Raw genomic sequence first — 17833 nt, 5'->3', positions numbered from 1 at the left:
AGGATCCAGAAGGTCACTTCGCCTCACCTGCTTCGGGGCTCGCTGCGGCCTTGAAGTCACCGCGGTAGTAGTCGCCCTCGTCGTCACCAAGACGCATCGGGTGCGGCGGCTGCTCCATGCCGGGCAACAGCGGCGCGAGCAGGTCGTTCTTCTCGTAGATCAGGCTTTCGCGCGTGGTGTCGGCCAGTTCGTACTCGTTGGTCATCGTGAGCGCACGCGTGGGGCAGGCCTCGATGCACAGACCGCACAGGATGCAGCGCAGGTAGTTGATCTGGTAAACGCGGCCGTACCGCTCACCAGGACTGAACCGCTCGTCCTCGGTGTTGTTGCCGCCCTCGACGTAGATCGCGTCCGCCGGGCAGGCCCAGGCGCACAACTCGCAGCCGATGCACTTCTCCAGACCGTCGGGCCAGCGGTTGAGCTGGTGGCGGCCGTGGAAGCGCGGAGCGGTGGGCTCCTTGACGAACGGGTACTGCTCGGTGACGACCTTGCGGAACATCGTCCGGAACGTCACGCCGAAACCGGCGATCGGATCCCAGAGCTGCTCCTTGAGGCTCGGATTCTGCGGGTCGTTGGCCATCAGTCGGCCTCCCCCTCATCAGTGGTGCGAGTGGCAAAGGTCAGCGGGGCGGCGGCACCGCGTACGGCACCTCCCACGGGCATCGGCGGCACCGGGAAGCCACCGGCGAACGCGTCGGTCGGGTCGGCCTCGTCCTCGACCTCCTCCTTCTTCTTGCCTTCGGGCAGGAAGAAGAGGCCCAGGATGATCAGCAGCAGGACCGCGAGAGCGATCTGCGTGGGCCGCTCGGCCAGGTTGATGTCGTCGCGGAAGGCGCGCATCGTGGCCACGCCGACGATCCAGACCAGGGAGATCGGGATCAGGCGCTTCCAGCCGAAGTGCATGAACTGGTCATAACGCATGCGGGGCAGCGAACCGCGCAGCCAGATGAACATGAAGACGAAGAGGAAGACCTTGCCGAAGAACCACAGCAGCGGCCAATAGCCCTCGTTGGCACCGGCCCAGATGTGCTCGACGCCCCACGGCGCGGCCCAACCACCCAGGAACAGTGTGGTCGCGATCGCGGACACGGTGGCCATGTTGATGTATTCGGCCAGGAAGAACAGCGCGAACTTCAGGCTGGAGTACTCGGTGTGGAAGCCACCGACCAGCTCACCCTCGGCTTCGGGAAGGTCGAAGGGCGCACGGTTGGTCTCGCCGACCATCGAGATCACATAGATCACGAACGACGGGATCAGCAGCAGACCGAACCAGAACTTGTCCTGCGCCGCGACGATCTCCGAGGTGGACATCGAGCCGGCATAGAGGAAGACCGCGACGAGCGCGAGTCCCATCGCGACCTCGTACGAGATCATCTGGGCACTCGAGCGCAGACCACCGAGCAACGAGTAGGTCGAACCGCTCGACCAGCCGCCGAGCACGATGCCGTAGATGCCGATCGAGGCGATGGCCATCACGAACAGCACCGCGACCGGCATGTCGGTCAACTGCAGCGGGGTCAGGTGCCCGAAGAAGTTCACCTCGGGGCCGAACGGGATCACCGAGAACGTGACGAAGGCCGGCACGGTCGCGATCACCGGCGCCAGGATGAAGACGATCTTGTCGGCCGCGACCGGCGTGATGTCCTCCTTGAGCGCGAGCTTGACGCCGTCGGCCAGCGACTGCAGGGCTGCGGTGCCCTTGCCCGGGCTCTCGGACGCCTTCTTGCCGCGGATCGCGCGTACGACGTCCATCGGACCGTGCACGTTGGGACCCGAGCGGTGCTGCATCCGGGCGACGACCTTGCGCTCCAGCCAGATGTTGAACAGCGTCAACACGACCAGGATCACGAAGATGAACAGGGCCTTGAGCAGGATCACCCACCAGGGGTCCTGGCCGAAGTCGCTGAGTTGAGGGACGTCGAGGTCGCGCCCCGCGAGCAGTGCGTGGATCATCACCGGTCTCCTCCTGACAGGCTGACGCGCGAGTTGGGGCGACCCAGGTCACGCAGAACTCCGCCGCCGAACGAGTTGGCGGGGACCCAGACGACTCCGTCGGGCAGATCCGCGGTCACCTCGACCGGAAGCGTGACGCTGCCGCGCTCGCCGGTGATCGTGACCGTGTCCCCGAACTGCTGGGCGGCTGCGTCGTTGAGCCGCGCGACGGCCGTGCGGGCGGTGGCGCGCAGGTGCTCCTCGCCGTCTTGCATCCGGCCCAGGTCGAGCATCTGCTTCCACGAGGCGAGGGTGTAGTCGCCGTCGCCGACCTGCGCGCCCTCGGACGGCTTGCCGGCCGCGGCACGAGCGCCGTCCCAGGGACCGAGCTGCTCCATCTCCGCGCGCACCTCGCCGACCGTACGGAAGCCGAGCGGGCGGCCCATCTCCTCGGCAACACCAGCCAGCGCACGCAACTCGGGCAGGCTCGCGGGGTTGTGGAACGTCGCGTCGAAGGGCCGCGGGCGACCCTCCCAGGTGACGTACGTCCCGGCCTTGTCGGTCATCGGAGCCACCGGGAAGACGACGTCTGCCGCGCGGGTCACCGGCGACTCACGCAACTCCAGAGCCACCACGAAGGATGCGGCTTCGATCGCGGCTTGCGTAGCGACCGGGTCGGTGGTGTCGCCCGGGTCGACGCCTGCGATCACGAGTCCACCCAGGTCGCCGGCATTGAGGGCAGCCACGATCTGATCGGCATCGCGACCGGTGGTTTCGGGCAGGTGCTCGACACCCCAGGCAGCGGCCAGGTCCACCCGTGCGGCCGCGTCGGCGACGGGGCGACCACCCGGCAGCAGGGTCGGCAGACAGCCCGCTTCGATCGCACCACGATCCCCGGCGCGACGAGGCACCCAGGCCAGGCGAGCGCCGGTGGTCTTGGCCAGATCGGCCGCAGCGCTCAGCGCACCCGGCGATTGCGCCAGGCGCTCACCGACCAGGATCACGCCCCCGGCGTCGAGGGCGACCTCGCCGTTGTTGGCCAACTCGGTCAGGGCACCCGCTTCGGCGCCCGGCGCGGTCGCGATCAGCGTGGCGTTCATCTTGGTCGTGCCACGCGAGGCGTACGGCGCGACGGTGACGACGCGGGTCTTGCCCTTGGTCGCTGCCTTGCGCAGACGCAGGAAGAGCGTGCCCGCCTCGTCCTCGGGCTCCAGACCGGCGAGGACGACGACGCTGGCGGAGTCGAGATCGGCGTACTCGACCGGCCGGTTGAGCACGACGTGCGCCCCCAGGAAGTCGGTCTCCTCGGCCGAAAGCGGCCGGGAACGGAAGTCGACGTCGTTGGTGTCGAGCACGACGCGGGCGAACTTGGCGTACGCGTACGCATCCTCGGCCGTCAACCGGCCACCGGTGAGCACGCCGGTGGCACCGGCCGCAGCCAGCCCACGTGCCGCGACAGCGAAGGCTTCGGGCCAGGATGCGGGCCGCAGCTCGCCGTCCTCGTCGCGCACCTGCGGGTAGGTCAGCCGGTCGTCACCACGGGCGTACGTGAAGGCGAAGCGGTCCTTGTCGCTGATCCACTCCTCGTTGACCTCAGGGTCGTTGCCCGAGAGACGACGCATCACCTTGCCGCGGCGGTGGTCGATGCGGATCGCGGCCCCACACGCGTCGTGCTCGGCCACACCTGGGGTGCTGACGAGGTCGAAGGGACGCGAGCGGAAGCGGTAGTCGGCGCTGGTGAGCGCACCGACCGGACAGATCTGGATGGTGTTGCCCGAGAAATAGCTCTCGAAGGGCTGGTTCTCGTAGATGCCGACCTGCTGGAGGGCACCGCGCTCGACGAGCGCGATGAACGGGTCACCGGCGATCTCGTTGGAGAAGCGGGTGCAGCGCGCGCACAGCACGCAGCGCTCGCGGTCGAGCAGCACCTGCGCACTGATGTTGATCGGCTTGGGGAACGTCCGCTTGATGCCGCCACCAGCAGAGAAGCGCGACTCGCCATAACCGTTGGTCATCGCCTGGTTCTGCAGCGGGCACTCGCCGCCCTTGTCGCACACGGGGCAGTCGAGGGGGTGGTTGATGAGCAGTTGCTCCATCACCCCTTCCTGGGACTTCTTGGCGCCCTCGGAGGTGAACTGGGTCTTGACCTCCATGCCCTCCGACACCGGCAGCGTGCAGGAGGTCTGCGGCTTCATTCGACCCGGGGGGCCCTGCATCTGGCGCAGCGACCCGTCGGGACCGGGCAGCGCGACCTCGACCAGACACTGACGACAAGCGCCCATCGGCGCGAGCAGCGGGTGGTCGCAAAAACGCGGGATCTGGATGCCGACCTGCTCGGCCGCCCGGATCACCAAGGTGCCGGGGTCGACGGTGACGGAGACGCCGTCGATGGTCAGGTTGACCTGCTTGTCAGGGGTGTTGCTGCTCATGCATTCGCTCCAGCGGGTGCGAAGAGGGTGGAGGCTGCCGGGTCGAACGGGCAGCCGCCCTCGTCGAGGTGGCGGATGAACTCGTCGCGGAAGTATTGGATCGAACTCATCACCGGGCTGGTCGCTCCGTCCGCGAGTGCGCAGAACGAGCGACCCAGGATGTTGTCGCACTGGTCGAGAAGCTTGTCGAGGTCTTCGGGCCGGCCCTCGCCCTTCTCCAGCTTCGCCAGCACCTGCACCAGCCACCAGGTGCCTTCACGGCACGGGGTGCACTTGCCGCAGGACTCGTGCTTGTAGAACTCGATCCAGCGCAACGTCGCGCGTACGACACACACGGTCTCGTCGAAGATCTGCAACGCCCGCGTGCCCAGCATCGAGCCGGCTGCGGCGACGCCCTCGAAGTCCAGGGGTACGTCGAGGTGGTCGGCGGTCAGCAGCGGGGTGCTGGAACCACCAGGGGTCCAGAACTTCAACTCGTGCCCGTGGCGCATGCCACCGGCCAGGTCGATCAGCTCGCGCAACGTGATGCCGAGCGGGGCTTCGTACTGCCCGGGAGTGTTGACGTGGCCCGAGAGGCTGAAGATGCCGTACCCCTTGGATTTCTCGGTGCCCATCGAGGCGAACCAGTCGGCGCCGTGCTCGATGATGCTGGGCACCGACGCGATCGACTCGACGTTGTTGATCACGGTCGGGCTGGCGTAGAGACCGGCGACCGCGGGGAACGGGGGCCGCAGCCGCGGTTGACCGCGTCGACCCTCCAGGCCCTCCAGCAGCGCGGTCTCCTCACCACAGATGTACGCACCCGCACCCGCATGCACGATCACGTCGAGGTCATAGCCCGAGCCGTTGATGTCCTTGCCGAGGTGTCCGGCGAGATACGCCTCCTGCACCGCGCGCTGCACGCGACGGATCACGTGGACGACCTCGCCGCGGATGTAGATGAACGCCTTGTTGGCGCGGATGGCGTACGACGAGATGATCACGCCTTCGACCAGCACGTGCGGGTTGGCCATCATCAGCGGGATGTCCTTGCAGGTGCCCGGCTCGGACTCGTCCGCGTTGACCACGAGGTACTTCGGCTTCGGGTTGTCCTGCGGGATGAAGCCCCACTTCATGCCGGTCGGGAAGCCGGCGCCGCCACGACCGCGCAGACCGGAGTCCTTCACGGCCGAGATGATCGTGTCGGGCTCCATCGTGAGCGCCTTCTTCATCGCGCCGTAGCCGCCGCGAGATTCGTACGCCGCGAGCGTCCAGGAGCGGTCCTGATCCCAGTTGTCGGTCAAGACGGGAGTCAGCGTGTCGATGTCGGTCACTTCTCGCTACCTCCCTCAACCTGCTTGGGCGCGGCGCCTTCGGGCGCCGTCCAGTCGTTCTCACGCGCCAACTTGAGGCCGGCAACGGAGGCCGGACCGGCGCTCGGGCCTTCGTCGGCGAGACCGTCGGGGAACCCGGCGAGCACGCGCTCGACCTGACGCCACGAGCACAACTTCGGGCCGCGAGTGGAGTGGACCTCCTCGCCGGCACGCAGGTCGTCGACCAACTTGGTCGCCGACTCGGGTGTCTGGTTGTCCATGAACTCCCAGTTGACCATCATCACCGGCGCGTAGTCGCAGGCCGCGTTGCATTCGACGTGCTCCAGCGACACCGTCGCCTGGTCGCCGTCACGCTGGGGCGCGAGTTCGTCGTTGCCGACACCGAGGTGGTCCTTGAGCTTGGCGAAGATCTCGTCGCCGCCCATCACCGCACACAACGTGTTGGTGCACACGCCGACATGGAAGTCACCCACCGGGCGGCGCTTGTACATCGTGTAGAAGGTCGCGACACCGCTGACCTCCGCGGGCGTGATGCCGATGATCTCGGCGCACGCCTCGATGCCCTCTTCGGTGACCTGGCCCTCGGCGGACTGGATCAGGTGCAGCATCGGCAGCAGGCCCGAGCGCGGCTGCGGATAACGCGCGGCGATCTCACGCAGTTCGGCGTACGTCTCCTCGCTGAGGTTGCCTTCCACCTCGGCGAAGCGCTGCGGGGGTTGTGGGTTGCTCATCAGCGGTCAACGCCTCCCATGACGGGGTCGATCGAGGCGATCGCGACGATGACGTCGGCGACCATGCCGCCTTCGCTCATCACGCTCGTCGCTTGCAGGTTGGTGAAGCTGGGATCGCGGAAGTGCGCCCGGAAGGGACGCGTACCACCGTCGGAGACCACGTGCGCACCGAGTTCGCCGCGCGGCGACTCGACCGGGACGTACGCCTGGCCGGGCGGCACCCGGAAGCCCTCGGTCACCAGCTTGAAGTGGTGGATCAGTGCCTCCATCGACTCGCCCATGATGTGGCGAATGTGGTCGAGGCTGTTGCCCATGCCGTCGGCACCGATCGCGAGCTGGCTGGGCCACGCGATCTTCTTGTCGCCGACCATGACCGGCGCGCCCTCGAGTCCGGCGAGGCGGTCGGCGGCCTGCTCGATGATCCGCAGCGACTCCCACATCTCGTTGAGGCGGATGCGGAAGCGGCCGTAGGAGTCGCAGGTGTCCCAGGTCTGGACGTCGAACTCGTAGTCCTGATAACCGCTGTACGGCTCGGACTTGCGCAGGTCCCAGGGGTAGCCGGTCGAGCGCAGCACCGGACCACTGAGACCCAGCGCCAGACAGCCAGAGAGGTCGAGGTAGCCCACGCCTTCGAGGCGGCCCTTGAAGATCGGGTTGGCGTTGCACAGGTCGGCGTACTCGGGAAGGCGCTGCTTCATCACCTTCACGACGCGGCGGATCTCGTCGAGTGCCCCCGGCGGCAGGTCCTGGGCGACACCGCCGGGACGGATGAACGCGTGGTTCATCCGCAGACCGGTGATGAGTTCGAACAGGTGCAGGATCTCCTCGCGCTCACGGAAACCGATCGTCATGACCGTCAGCGCGCCGATCTCCATACCGCCGGTCGCGATGGCGACCAGGTGCGAGGAGATGCGGTTGAGCTCCATCAGGAGGACCCGCATGACCTGGGCCTTCTCAGGCACGTCGGCCTCGATGCCGAGCAGCCGCTCGACGCCCAGCACGTACGTCATCTCGTTGTAGAACGGCGAGAGGTAGTCCATCCGGGTGCAGAACGTGACGCCCTGGACCCAGGAGCGGTACTCCATGTTCTTCTCGATGCCGGTGTGCAGGTACCCGATGCCGCAACGGGCCTCGGTCACGGTCTCGCCCTCGAGTTCGAGGATCAGCCGGAGCACGCCGTGGGTCGAGGGGTGCTGGGGGCCCATGTTGACCACGACGCGCTCGGCCTCGTGGGGGTCCAGGCCCTCGGTGATCGTGTCCCAGTCCTGACCGGAGACGGTGAAGACCTTGCCGTCGCTGGTCTCGCTGCTGGGAGCGTAGTAATCCTGCTCGGTGCTCATTAGTTGTAGGACCTCCGCTGGTCCGGCGGCGGCACGGTGCCGCCCTTGTATTCGACGGGGATGCCGCCGAGGGGATAGTCCTTGCGCTGCGGGTGACCCGGCCAGTCGTCGGGCATCAGGATCCGGGTCAGCGCCGGGTGGCCGTCGAAGATGATGCCGAACATGTCGTACGTCTCCCGCTCGTGCCAGTCGTTGGTCGGGTAGATGCTGACCACGCTGGGGATGTGCGGGTCGGCGTCCGGGGCCGTGGTCTCGACACGGATGCGACGGTTGTGGGTCATCGAGAGCAGGTGATAGACCGCGTGCAACTCCCGCCCGGCGTCGTTGGGGTAGTGCACGCCGCTAACACCCGCGCAGAACTCGAAGCGGAGCAACTCGTCGTCGCGCAGCATCTGCATCACGAAGGCGAGATCCTCGCGGCGGACGTGGAAGGTGATCTCACCGCGGTCGACCACGACGCTCTCGAGCGCATGGTCGAGGTCGGTCGACTTGAGGCGAGCTTCCAGAGCGTCGGCGACGTCGTCGTACCAGCCGGACTCTCCCGCGTCGCTCGCGGGACCGTACGGCCGCTGCGCCGCAGCAGGGAAGACGATCGGGGCGACCAGACCGCCGTACCCACTGGTGTCACCGGAACCCTTGACGCCGAACATGCCGTGACGAGCGCCGACGGCCTTGTTGACCTCCGCGTCGCCGGCGATGATCTCGCGAGCGGTGTCGTCCGCGGCAACTTCGAGCTTGTCGTCCATCTTCTTCTCGTCCCCACTCACCTGAGCAGACCCCGCATCTCACTCGTCGGCAGCGCCTTGAGGGCGGCGGCCTCAACCTCCGCGATCTGGTCGGCGCGGTTGGCGCCCATCTTGCGGGTCTGGACCTGGTCGTGGAGCTTGAGGATCGCGTCGATCAGCATCTCGGGCCGCGGCGGGCAGCCGGGCAGATAGAGGTCGACGGGCACGACGTGGTCGACGCCCTGGACGATCGCGTAGTTGTTGAACATGCCGCCGCTGCTCGCGCACACCCCCATGGCGAGCACCCACTTGGGCTCGGCCATCTGGTCGTAGATCTGGCGCAGCACGGGGGCCATCTTCTGACTCACCCGACCCGCCACGATCATCAGGTCGGCCTGACGGGGGCTGGCCCGGAAGACCTCCATGCCGAAGCGCGAAAGGTCATAGCGCGGCGCACCGGTCGTCATCATCTCGATGGCACAACAGGCCAGACCGAACGTCGCCGGCCAGAAGCTGGCCTTGCGGAAGTAGCCGGCCACGCCCTCGACCGTGCCGAGCAGGACGCCGGCCGGGAGCTTTTCTTCGATACCCATCTAGGACAGGTCCTTTCAGCTGTTGCAGCAGGTCGTGCGAGAACGCGGGCAGCGTGCGTACATGTCGGTGATCAATCCCAGTCGAGGCCGCCGCGCCGCCACACGTACGCATAGGCGATGAAGACCGTGGCGATGAACAGCACCATCTCGATGAGCCCGAAGACGTGCATCGCGTCGAAGTGCACCGCCCACGGGTAGAGGAAGATGATCTCGATGTCGAAGACGATGAAGAGCATCGCGGTGATGAAGTACTTGATCGGGAATCGGCCACCGCCCAGCGGTTGCGGGGTGGGCTCGATGCCACATTCGTACGAGTCGAGTTTCGCTCGGTTGTAGCGCTTGGGTCCGACGACCGCGCTCATGATGATCGAGAAGACTGCGAATCCGGCGGCCAAGAGGGCCAGCGCGAGGACCGGCGTATAGAGCTCCACTCTCATCCCTTCTTCCTCGGTGCCCACGCCCGGAAAGCGTTGTGACGCGGGTCTCACTTGTGACCTTGTGAAATCCTTCACGAAGTCGCGCGCGACAGTCTAGGACTGTCCGCGCGGCACGTCACGTTGAGGGCAGCGGGTCGCTGACCTGGGCATTTAGGTCACTCGGAGATTGGCTAATTGGCTAGGCGGTGGCGCGGTGCAGCGCGACGATCCCGCCGGTCAGATTGCGCCACTGCGGCTGCTGCCAGCCGGCTTCCTTGATCACGTGGGCGAGCCCCTCCTGGTCGGGCCAGGCACGAATCGATTCGGCCAGATAGACGTACGCATCGGGAGCGCTGGAGACCGCGCGGGCGACCGAGGGCAGGGCTCGCATCAGGTATTCGACGTACGCGGTGCGGAAGGGCGTCCAGGTCGGGCGGCTGAACTCGCACACCACCAGGCGTCCGCCAGGCCGGGTCACCCGGCGCATCTCCTGAAGTCCCGCCAGCGGGTCCACGAAGTTGCGCAGGCCGTAGGAGATCGTCACGGCGTCGAAGGTGTCGTCGGCGAAGGGCAACTGGGTACCGTCGCCGGCCACGAAACTCACGCGCGGACGGTCCTTGTGCCCTTGCTGCAGCATGCCGAGAGAGAAGTCGCACGCGACACCGAAGGCGCCGAGTTGGTTGAACGGCTCGGTCGAGCACCCCGTCCCCGCGGCCAGATCGAGCACCCTGTCGCCGGGCTCGGCGCCCACCGCCTCGACCATCGCGCGGCGCCACGAACGCTGGATGCCCGCAGTGAGGACGTCGTTGGTGAGGTCGTAGCGGCGCGCCACTGTGTCGAACATGCGACGTACATCGGTCGGCTGCTTGTCGAGATCTGCGCGGGCCACCGGAGCAGCCTACGGGTGGCGACGAAGGGGCTGCGAAGCCCGGTCGGGGCTAGGCTGACCCCTTGTGACTGAGACCGCCGCGACCGGCCCGGACACCGGTGCTGCCGGACCGGCGCTGGTCGTCCGCACCCAGGCGCTGGCCGCTGTGCCCGCTGACCTGATCGCGATGCTTCCTCAGGAAGCGCCCGTGAGTTGGGTCCGACGCGGCGAGGGCCTGGTCGGGTGGGGTGTTGCCGCGATGGTGCGTACGCGGGGCGTCACCCGCTTCTCCGACGCCGACAAGTGGTGGGCCGAGACCGTCGCGCGGGCCTCCGTGGACGACACCGTGGGCGAGCCGGGCAGTGGACTGGTCGCGTTCGGATCCTTCGGCTTCGCGGACTCCCCCGGCGACTCGGTGCTGGTCGTGCCTCGCGTGGTGATCGGCCGACGAGGTGACCTTGCCTGGGTCACGACGGTGGATGCGTCCTACGAGCCCGTCCCGGTCTCGACGCCCGAAGCGCCCCGCGACGTCGCCTTCGCCGACGGCTCGCTCAACGGCGAGCAGTGGATGTCGGCCGTCGCGGAAGGCGTGGCCCGGATCCAGGCCGGCTCACTGGAGAAGGTGGTGCTGGCGCGCGACCTGATCGCGACCGCGTCGGCCCCGATCGACGTCCGGTGGCCGCTCGCACAGCTCGCGACGTCGTACCCGATGTGCTGGACCTTCCACGTCGACGGACTCTTCGGCGCGACGCCGGAGATGCTGGTCCGCCGCGAGCGCGGGCTGGTGACCTCGCGGGTGCTGGCCGGCACGATCCGGCGTACGGGCGACGACGCGCACGACCTGGGTCTGGCGGCTGCGTTGGCGCGGTCGTCGAAGGACCTGGAGGAGCACGAGTACGCCGTGCGGTCGGTCGCCGACGCGTTGGAACCGCACTGCTCGTCGATGAACGTGCCCGAGGCGCCCTTCGTACTGCATCTGCCCAACGTGATGCACCTGGCCAGCGATGTCGCGGGCGTCGTACACGACGCGGCGACGGTGTCCTCGCTGCAACTGGCCTCGGCACTGCATCCGTCTGCGGCCGTGGGTGGCACCCCGACTCCCGACGCGACCGCGTTGATCAGCGAGATCGAGGGCATGGACCGCGGCCGTTATGCCGGACCGGTCGGCTGGATCGATGCTGCGGGCGACGGCGAATGGGGCATCGCGTTGCGATCCGCCGAGGTTTCTGGTGACACGGTGCGGCTCTTCGCCGGCTGCGGGATCGTGGCGTCGTCGGATCCGGAGGCGGAGTTGGCCGAGTCGCAGGCGAAGTTCGTGCCGGTGCGAGACTCGCTGCTCGGTTGAGTTGGGCCTCGCCACGCGTTGAGTTGGGCCTGTCTAGGCGTTGAGTTGGGCCTCAGTCAGGCAGGTCCGCGCCGTCGGCGAGCCGGACGTACGACTGATCCTCGCCGAGCAGTCGCTCGAGGTGGCCGTCGATGATGCCGAGGCCTGCGTCGGAATAGACCCGGTCGTGGATCGCGACGTTGCGAGGAGCACCGACCAGTCGCGCGAAGTCGATCGCCTCGCTGGCCTTCGTCCACGGCGCCGACACGACACAGCACAAGATGTCCGGTCGTTCGTCGGGCGGGGTCAGCGCATCGCCGGGGTGGAAGATCTTCTGGTCTCCCGCCGAGATCAGATAGCCGCTGTTGTGTACGCGCGGCAGGTCGGGGTGGATCACCGCGTGAAGTTCGCCGACCGCTCGTACGGGGACTCCCGCATCGAAGTCCTCACCGGGGCGTACGACCGTGATCCGCTCGGCGACCTCGGGAGCCTGGTCGCGGGCCGCTTGGGTTACGCCGTCGATGGTGAAGATCGGCGCATCGCTGCGCTTGAGCAGATCAGGGAAGAAGTGGTCGGCGTGCTCGTGGGTGATCAAGATGGCGGTCGCGCCGTCAAGTGCGTCTGGCTCGGTGAAGACACCGGGGTCGACTACGACAGTCGCGTCGTCGTGCTCGATGCGGATGCAGGCATGTCCGAACTTGGTCAGGCGCATAGTTCGAGACTAGCGAGGGCCAACTCAACGCCCAGGGAGGGCCAACTCAACGCGTCAGGCGGTGATCTGGTGCAGATAGCACCAACGCCAGGTCTCGCCGGGTTCGGCCGACTCCATGACCGGGTGGCCCGTGTCGTGGAAGTGTCCCGTGGCATGCCGACCCGGCGAGGAGTCGCAGCACCCGATGTGGCCGCAGTCGAGGCACTGTCGCAGCGCGACCCAGGTCGTACCGTCATCGAGGCAGCCCTGACAGACCGGATTCTCTACCGGCGTGACGGCCGGGTGGCTGTCGATCTCGGGACAGCCGGTGCCGGCGAGACGGAAGGCGTTGGCGGTGCGTACGCCCTCCTGCGTCTCGGTGGCGCGATCGAGCATCGATTCCTCGACGTCGAGCATCGTCAGGACCTGGCTGACGACCTCGGACGGGATGGTGCGCTCGCTGCGTACTTCGAGCACCCGCTCACGCTCGGCCTCGATCATCTCCAGGCGTACGCGCGCATAAAGGTCGCTGGGCGTCTCGACGCCCGGCTTCGTGCCCAGTTGCTCCCACGCGGCGAAGTTGCGCTGCTCGACCCGCTGCTTGATCAGGCCGATCACGTCGTGCGGATCGTCGTGCTTGACCGCCTCGAGCCGGTCGAACCCGGCCTTGGATGCCTGCTGCAACAGGCTGGCTCGCGCCAGCGCATCCGCGGCCGGGTCGGGCGAGGGCACGTCGAGACGGCGTACGAACCACGGCAGGCTCAGGCCTTGCAGGAACAGGGTTCCGGCCACGACCGTGAACGCGATCAGCAGCAGGATCTCGCGGTGCTCGGTGTCCTCCGGGATCACGAACCCGGCAGCCAACGTCACCACGCCCCGCATGCCTGCCCACCCGAGAATGAACGAGTACGCCGCAGGCTTGCGGGGTCCACCGCGTCGCATCAACAGTATCTGGGTCGCGAACACCCAGACCAGACGGATCACGATCGCGGCGGTCAGCGCGGCCACACAGATCGCCAGGACCCGGCCCCAGGCGACGTCACTGTCGGCAACATCTTCGAGGATCCACTTCGCCTGCAGACCGATGAGCAGGAAGACGGTGTTCTCCAGCAGGAACGCGATCGTGCGCCAGTTGATCCGTTCGGCGATGCGGGACTGGGCCGTCTGGATGATCGGCGCCTTGTGGCCGAGCAGCAGACCGGCGATCACGACGGCGATCACGCCGGAACCATGGAAGCGTTCGGCGGCGACGTAGGCCGCGAACGGCACCACGAACGACAACCCGACATCCATCAGCGGATCGGTGAGGTGCCGCCGGATCCACGCCACGATCAAGAACACGACGAATCCGACCAGCGCACCGCCCCCGGCGGCGATCAGGAAATCCTCTCCCACGTGCAACGCCGTGACGCCCGCGGTCGCCGCGATGGCCGTACGCAACGCCACCAGCGCGGTCGCGTCGTTGAAGAGCGACTCGCCCTCCAGGATCGAGACCAGTTGGCGCGGCAGTCCGATCCGACGCCCGATGGCGGTTGCCGCGACCGCGTCCGGGGGCGCTACGACCGCACCGATCGCGAACGCGGCAGGCCAGCCCAGACCGGGCAGCAGGGCATGGACGACGACGGCGACTCCGAGTGTTGTCGCGATCACGAGGCCGACCGACAACAGCAGGATCGGGCGTACGTTGGCCCGGAAGTCGACCAGACTCGTCTGCATCGCCGCGGCGTACAACAGCGGCGGCAGCAGGCCGAACAGCACGACATCGTGGCCAAGATGGATCTCGGGTACGCCGGGCAGATAGGCACCGACGATGCCCACGACCGTGAGGGCCAGCGGCGCCGGGAAGCCGAGCCGCTCAGAGACGCCGGTAAAGAAGAGGACGACGACGGCGAGCGCAACCAGCGCGAAGGCGATCTCCACCAGCGGATTGTGTCAGCCCGCTCGGGCTGCCACCCACAGCATCGGATCGCCCCAGCCGAGTTCGTCGATGCCGTGCCTGGTGAACGCCAGCGCGACCAAGGTGCGACGGTGCGCGGCGAAGGTGAGGACGTGGGCGATCATCCCGCCGTACGTGAACACCTCCGCAGGCTCACACAGCGCATCGACGAACGTGTCGTCGAGCCGGTCGGTGTCGACGACCTCGCGTACGTGCGCCAGGAAGGTCGGCGCCTCGGCGGCAAGCCGCTCGCGCATGCTGGTCAGCGACTCGTGCGTCTCGACCGACCAGTCGTAGTCACGAGTCGCCATCGCCGCGTTCCACATCCCCATCTGGCCGATCAGGCGGCTCAACAGCGTACGGATGGATTGCCGGTCGTCATCCACGTCGAGCTCGATCGGCTGGTCGAGTTGCTCGGCGTCGAGGCGTTCGGCCAGGCGGACCATCTCGCCGGTGAGCCAGATGTGGTGTTCGACCATCTTGGTCAGCAGTTCCATTGCGGTCACCTTGTCTCGTGCGGGCAGCCGGAGGCCGCCGGGCGGGTGGAAGTGCACGCCGGACGGCGCGTCGATCTGGAGGTGTGTGGGCTGGCGGCGCCATTGGCTGGGCGAGACGTCGTACGCCTGCCTGAACGCGCGCGTGAACGCCGCGTGCGACCCGTACCCCGCCTCGGTGGCGATGTCGACCAGGGGCGCCTGCGTGCTGAGCATCCGATAGGCGGCGCGCTCCAGCAGGATGCGGCGCCGGAACGCGGCGGGCGACTCTCCGGCGACGGCCGTGATCATCCGGTCGAAGTGGAAGCGGGAGAAGTGAAATCGTCCGGCCACGCTCCGGCCACTCGCCTGCGCCAGGTCAGGATCGTCGAGTGCCGCGGTGAGCAGTTCGACGAACTCGGCGAACACGTCGGTCGATGTCATGGTTCGAGCATGCCCCGCGCAGGGGTTCGCGTGCTTGATCTGCGTTGCTGGTCGGGGTTGGTCTCAGCCGAGGGCGCGGATGCGGGCGTCCAACTCGCGGCGATTGTCGCGGCGTACGCGCACCTCCACGACCTCGATCCCCCCGTTGGGGGACGCCAGCGCCTGGTCGAGTTCGGGCAGGCTGGTGACTTTGAGGTGTGGTGTACGGGTGGCCGCACACAGACTCGCGATGTCGACGCCGTGCGGCAGTCCGAAGAGTCGGTCATAGCGATCGGCGTACGCAGGAGCACCCTGCTCCAGCATCGAGAAGATCGAGCCGCCGTCGTCGTTGATCACCACGAGGGTCAGGTCGGGCCGAGGCTCGTCCGGGCCGAGGACCAGACCGGTCGCGTCGTGCAGGAACGTGACGTTGCCCATCAGGGCGAGCGTGCGAGTCGATTCCCGGGCGAGCGCGGCGCCGATCGCCGTGGAGACGGTGCCGTCGATGCCGGCGAGACCGCGATTCGCGATCACCTTGCGACGCGCGCCGACCCGATAGCGCGGCACCATCAGGTCGAGGTCGCGGATCGGGCTGGAGGCACCCACGATCAGAAGTCCCCCCTCCGGGAGCGCCCGGGCCACGGCTCCGGCGGCCTCGTGTGGGGTGAGATCGGGCTGGTCTCGGAGCAGGGTGTCGAGCTTCTGGCCGGTCTCGCGGTCGGCATCTCGCCACCGATCCAGCCAGGTGTGATCAGCGTTCTCGTCCGCCTGTGCGACGTCGAACTCGTGGGCCGTGGCGAACGGGCGTTGCGCGGACACGCCGGGCTCGCGACGGGCCCACACCTCCACGCCGCTGTTGAGAAGTCTCGTGATCGGACGGCTCAGGGTCGGATGCCCGAACACGATGACGCGTTCGATCTGGTCTTGGAGTGGCCCGCCGAGGAGCAGCCGATAGGTGCGGATCGCGTTGGCGCCCGTACGACTCCCGCTGCTCGGCTCGGCGAAGAGTGGCCACCCGGCGCGCTCGGCCAGTTGTCGCGCTGGAGGGCCCGCGTCGTCGCCCGCGATGACGACCGTACGTCTGTCGTGCGGCACCTCGATCGTCTCGCCGGAGCGACGCCAGTCGGTGCGCTGGCGCGCGGTGGTCTCGGGAAGGTCGCTCCAGCGGTCGTCCGGCAGCAGCGGCTCGTCGAACTGGACGTTGAGATGCACCGGCCCGCGACGAAGCGCGGAACTTCTGCTGACTGGGCCGTCATTTTCTGCTGACTCGGCCGGGAAGATGTGCTGACTCGTGAGGTCTCGACAGGGGACGTCTGGTCCGAAAATCCCGGGCTGGGTCGTCGTCTGGTTGGCACTCGTCCCGCGCAACCGAAGCGGTCGGTCGGCGGTCACCACGAACAAGGGAACTGCGGCGTGCGCGGCCTCCAGCACGGCCGGGTGCAGGTTCGCCACCGCAGTTCCACTGGTGCAGATCACCGCGGCCGTCGAGCCGTTGCGCCCGAGCCCGAGCGCGAGGAAGCCGGCCGTACGCTCGTCGATGCGCGTGTGCAGCCTGACGATGCCGCCATCCGCCAGGTCGTACGCCGCGAACGCCAGGGGCGCGTTGCGCGAGCCGGGGCACAGCACGATCTCGTGTACGCCGTGCTCGACAAGGTCGCGCAGGACGGAGCGGGCCAGCCGGGTCGAGTCGTTCATCAAGGTCGATCCTGCCGCAACGCTCGAACCTCGGCGAGGCGCGCCTCCCAGTGGGCGACGCGATCGGCGGGCGCCGCAAGTCGGTCGAACGCTGCGACGTCGACCCGAGGTTTCGTCACTGGCAGCGCTCCGTCGACCGGGACCAGCGGATCGAGCGCCACGTCATCGCGCAGCAGTGAGACGGTCGCGAGCCCGCAGGCGTACGGCAACTGCGGCAAGGCCGCTGCGAGTGCCACACCCGCGGCGATCCCGACGCTGGTCTCCAGCGCGCTGGACACCACGACCGGCAGCCCGATGTCCTCGGCGATGCGGAGACAATTGCGTACACCACCCAATGGCTGCACCTTGAGCACGGCGACGTCCGCGGCTTCGAGATCTCTGACGCGATAGGGGTCCTCGGCCCTTCTGATGGACTCGTCCGCTGCGATCGGGACGTCGACCCGGCGGCGTACGAGGGCCAGTTCCTCGACCGCCGCGCACGGCTGCTCGACGTACTCCAGTCCCCCAGCCGCCCGATCGAGAACCTTGATGTTGGCAACCGCCTGGGCCACATCCCACAGTCCGTTGACGTCGATCCGGATCCGGCCGGACGGCCCGAGCGCGTCGCGGACCGCCTCCAACCGCGACGCATCTTCGGCCAGCGTCGACTCGGCGACTTTGACCTTGGCGGTCGCACACCCGGACTTTCGTACGTGCTCGAAGGCCCAATCCGGCGACGTCACCGGGACCGTGCAATTGACCGGAATCGAGTCCCGCACCGGGGCAGGCCAGTCCCCCGCCAACGCTTCCTCCGCGCAACGCAGCCAGGGCTCAGCAACCTGGGCGTCGTACTCCAGGAATGGCGACCACTCGCCCCAGCCTGACGCGCCTTCGAGCAGGGCGACCTCGCGGACGGTGATGCCGCGAAACTTCGTACGCATCGGGATCGACAGCACTCTCACTGG

16 protein-coding genes are annotated in these 17833 nt (G+C 67.8%); 1 reads left to right on the top strand and 15 read right to left on the bottom strand.

What is annotated here, in order from left to right:
• Positions 1-13 precede the first annotated feature (13 nt).
• The 10 genes from nuoI to V9G04_01610 form a co-directional block, all read right to left on the bottom strand.
• Complete coding sequence (gene nuoI / locus V9G04_01655; GenBank protein MEI2712018.1) at positions 14-580, bottom strand: NADH-quinone oxidoreductase subunit NuoI; 567 nt, start codon at positions 578-580, stop codon at positions 14-16.
• On the bottom strand, positions 580-1953 hold the full coding sequence (nuoH, locus tag V9G04_01650; protein ID MEI2712017.1) for an NADH-quinone oxidoreductase subunit NuoH: 1374 nt from the start codon (positions 1951-1953) through the stop codon (positions 580-582). The genes nuoI and nuoH overlap by 1 nt, the downstream gene beginning before the upstream one ends.
• Positions 1953-4361 carry an NADH-quinone oxidoreductase subunit G gene (locus tag V9G04_01645; GenBank protein ID MEI2712016.1) on the bottom strand — a complete coding sequence of 803 codons (2409 nt, stop codon included), beginning with the start codon at positions 4359-4361 and terminating at the stop codon, positions 1953-1955. Before V9G04_01645 ends, nuoH begins: the two co-directional genes overlap by 1 nt.
• Positions 4358-5674 (bottom strand): NADH-quinone oxidoreductase subunit NuoF, encoded by a 1317-nt coding sequence (gene nuoF, locus V9G04_01640; protein MEI2712015.1) that lies wholly within the window; start codon positions 5672-5674, stop codon positions 4358-4360. The genes V9G04_01645 and nuoF overlap by 4 nt, the downstream gene beginning before the upstream one ends.
• The gene (gene nuoE, locus V9G04_01635) at positions 5671-6405 is read right to left on the bottom strand and encodes an NADH-quinone oxidoreductase subunit NuoE (protein MEI2712014.1); all 735 of its coding nucleotides are present in this window, start codon (positions 6403-6405) and stop codon (positions 5671-5673) included. The genes nuoF and nuoE overlap by 4 nt, the downstream gene beginning before the upstream one ends.
• The gene (locus V9G04_01630; protein ID MEI2712013.1) at positions 6405-7745 is read right to left on the bottom strand and encodes an NADH-quinone oxidoreductase subunit D; all 1341 of its coding nucleotides are present in this window, start codon (positions 7743-7745) and stop codon (positions 6405-6407) included. The genes nuoE and V9G04_01630 overlap by 1 nt, the downstream gene beginning before the upstream one ends.
• Entirely contained in the window at positions 7745-8491 is a 747-nt protein-coding gene (locus V9G04_01625; protein MEI2712012.1) for an NADH-quinone oxidoreductase subunit C, read from the bottom strand. Before V9G04_01625 ends, V9G04_01630 begins: the two co-directional genes overlap by 1 nt.
• 17 nt (positions 8492-8508) lie before the next feature.
• The gene (locus tag V9G04_01620; protein MEI2712011.1) at positions 8509-9063 is read right to left on the bottom strand and encodes an NADH-quinone oxidoreductase subunit B family protein; all 555 of its coding nucleotides are present in this window, start codon (positions 9061-9063) and stop codon (positions 8509-8511) included.
• Between the two features lie 71 nt (positions 9064-9134).
• Complete coding sequence (locus V9G04_01615; GenBank protein MEI2712010.1) at positions 9135-9494, bottom strand: NADH-quinone oxidoreductase subunit A; 360 nt, start codon at positions 9492-9494, stop codon at positions 9135-9137.
• Positions 9495-9678: 184 nt separating this feature from the next.
• Positions 9679-10368 carry a demethylmenaquinone methyltransferase gene (locus V9G04_01610; protein MEI2712009.1) on the bottom strand — a complete coding sequence of 230 codons (690 nt, stop codon included), beginning with the start codon at positions 10366-10368 and terminating at the stop codon, positions 9679-9681.
• Positions 10369-10432: 64 nt separating this feature from the next.
• Between V9G04_01610 and V9G04_01605 the strand changes: the two genes are divergently transcribed.
• The gene (locus V9G04_01605) at positions 10433-11692 is read left to right on the top strand and encodes an isochorismate synthase (protein ID MEI2712008.1); all 1260 of its coding nucleotides are present in this window, start codon (positions 10433-10435) and stop codon (positions 11690-11692) included.
• Positions 11693-11744: 52 nt separating this feature from the next.
• Here V9G04_01605 and V9G04_01600 read toward each other — a convergent pair whose 3' ends face one another.
• From V9G04_01600 to V9G04_01580, 5 genes are all read right to left on the bottom strand, one after another.
• Positions 11745-12383 (bottom strand): MBL fold metallo-hydrolase, encoded by a 639-nt coding sequence (locus tag V9G04_01600; GenBank protein ID MEI2712007.1) that lies wholly within the window; start codon positions 12381-12383, stop codon positions 11745-11747.
• Between the two features lie 54 nt (positions 12384-12437).
• On the bottom strand, positions 12438-14282 hold the full coding sequence (locus V9G04_01595; protein ID MEI2712006.1) for a cation:proton antiporter: 1845 nt from the start codon (positions 14280-14282) through the stop codon (positions 12438-12440).
• Positions 14283-14294: 12 nt separating this feature from the next.
• On the bottom strand, positions 14295-15215 hold the full coding sequence (locus V9G04_01590) for an AraC family transcriptional regulator (protein MEI2712005.1): 921 nt from the start codon (positions 15213-15215) through the stop codon (positions 14295-14297).
• Positions 15216-15278: 63 nt separating this feature from the next.
• Entirely contained in the window at positions 15279-16889 is a 1611-nt protein-coding gene (gene menD / locus V9G04_01585) for a 2-succinyl-5-enolpyruvyl-6-hydroxy-3-cyclohexene-1-carboxylic-acid synthase (protein MEI2712004.1), read from the bottom strand.
• A complete protein-coding gene (locus V9G04_01580; GenBank protein ID MEI2712003.1) occupies positions 16889-17830 on the bottom strand; it encodes an o-succinylbenzoate synthase in 942 nt (313 codons plus the stop codon). Before V9G04_01580 ends, menD begins: the two co-directional genes overlap by 1 nt.
• Positions 17831-17833 lie beyond the last annotated feature (3 nt).

Source organism: Nocardioides sp., assembly GCA_037045645.1.
Lineage (GTDB): Bacteria > Actinomycetota > Actinomycetes > Propionibacteriales > Nocardioidaceae > Nocardioides.
Note: the sequence above shows the minus strand (reverse complement) of the source record. Positions and strands in the feature narration are given on the sequence as shown.

Coding starts and splice junctions, on each gene's coding strand:
- V9G04_01600 (MEI2712007.1), bottom strand. CDS start 12,383: ATGCGCCTGACCAAGTTCGGACATGCCTGCATCCGCATCGAGCACGAC.
- V9G04_01590 (MEI2712005.1), bottom strand. CDS start 15,215: ATGACATCGACCGACGTGTTCGCCGAGTTCGTCGAACTGCTCACCGCG.
- menD (MEI2712004.1), bottom strand. CDS start 16,889: ATGAACGACTCGACCCGGCTGGCCCGCTCCGTCCTGCGCGACCTTGTC.
- V9G04_01625 (MEI2712012.1), bottom strand. CDS start 8,491: ATGGACGACAAGCTCGAAGTTGCCGCGGACGACACCGCTCGCGAGATC.
- V9G04_01630 (MEI2712013.1), bottom strand. CDS start 7,745: ATGAGCACCGAGCAGGATTACTACGCTCCCAGCAGCGAGACCAGCGAC.
- V9G04_01645 (MEI2712016.1), bottom strand. CDS start 4,361: ATGAGCAGCAACACCCCTGACAAGCAGGTCAACCTGACCATCGACGGC.
- nuoI (MEI2712018.1), bottom strand. CDS start 580: ATGGCCAACGACCCGCAGAATCCGAGCCTCAAGGAGCAGCTCTGGGAT.
- V9G04_01620 (MEI2712011.1), bottom strand. CDS start 9,063: ATGGGTATCGAAGAAAAGCTCCCGGCCGGCGTCCTGCTCGGCACGGTC.
- nuoE (MEI2712014.1), bottom strand. CDS start 6,405: ATGAGCAACCCACAACCCCCGCAGCGCTTCGCCGAGGTGGAAGGCAAC.
- nuoH (MEI2712017.1), bottom strand. CDS start 1,953: ATGATCCACGCACTGCTCGCGGGGCGCGACCTCGACGTCCCTCAACTC.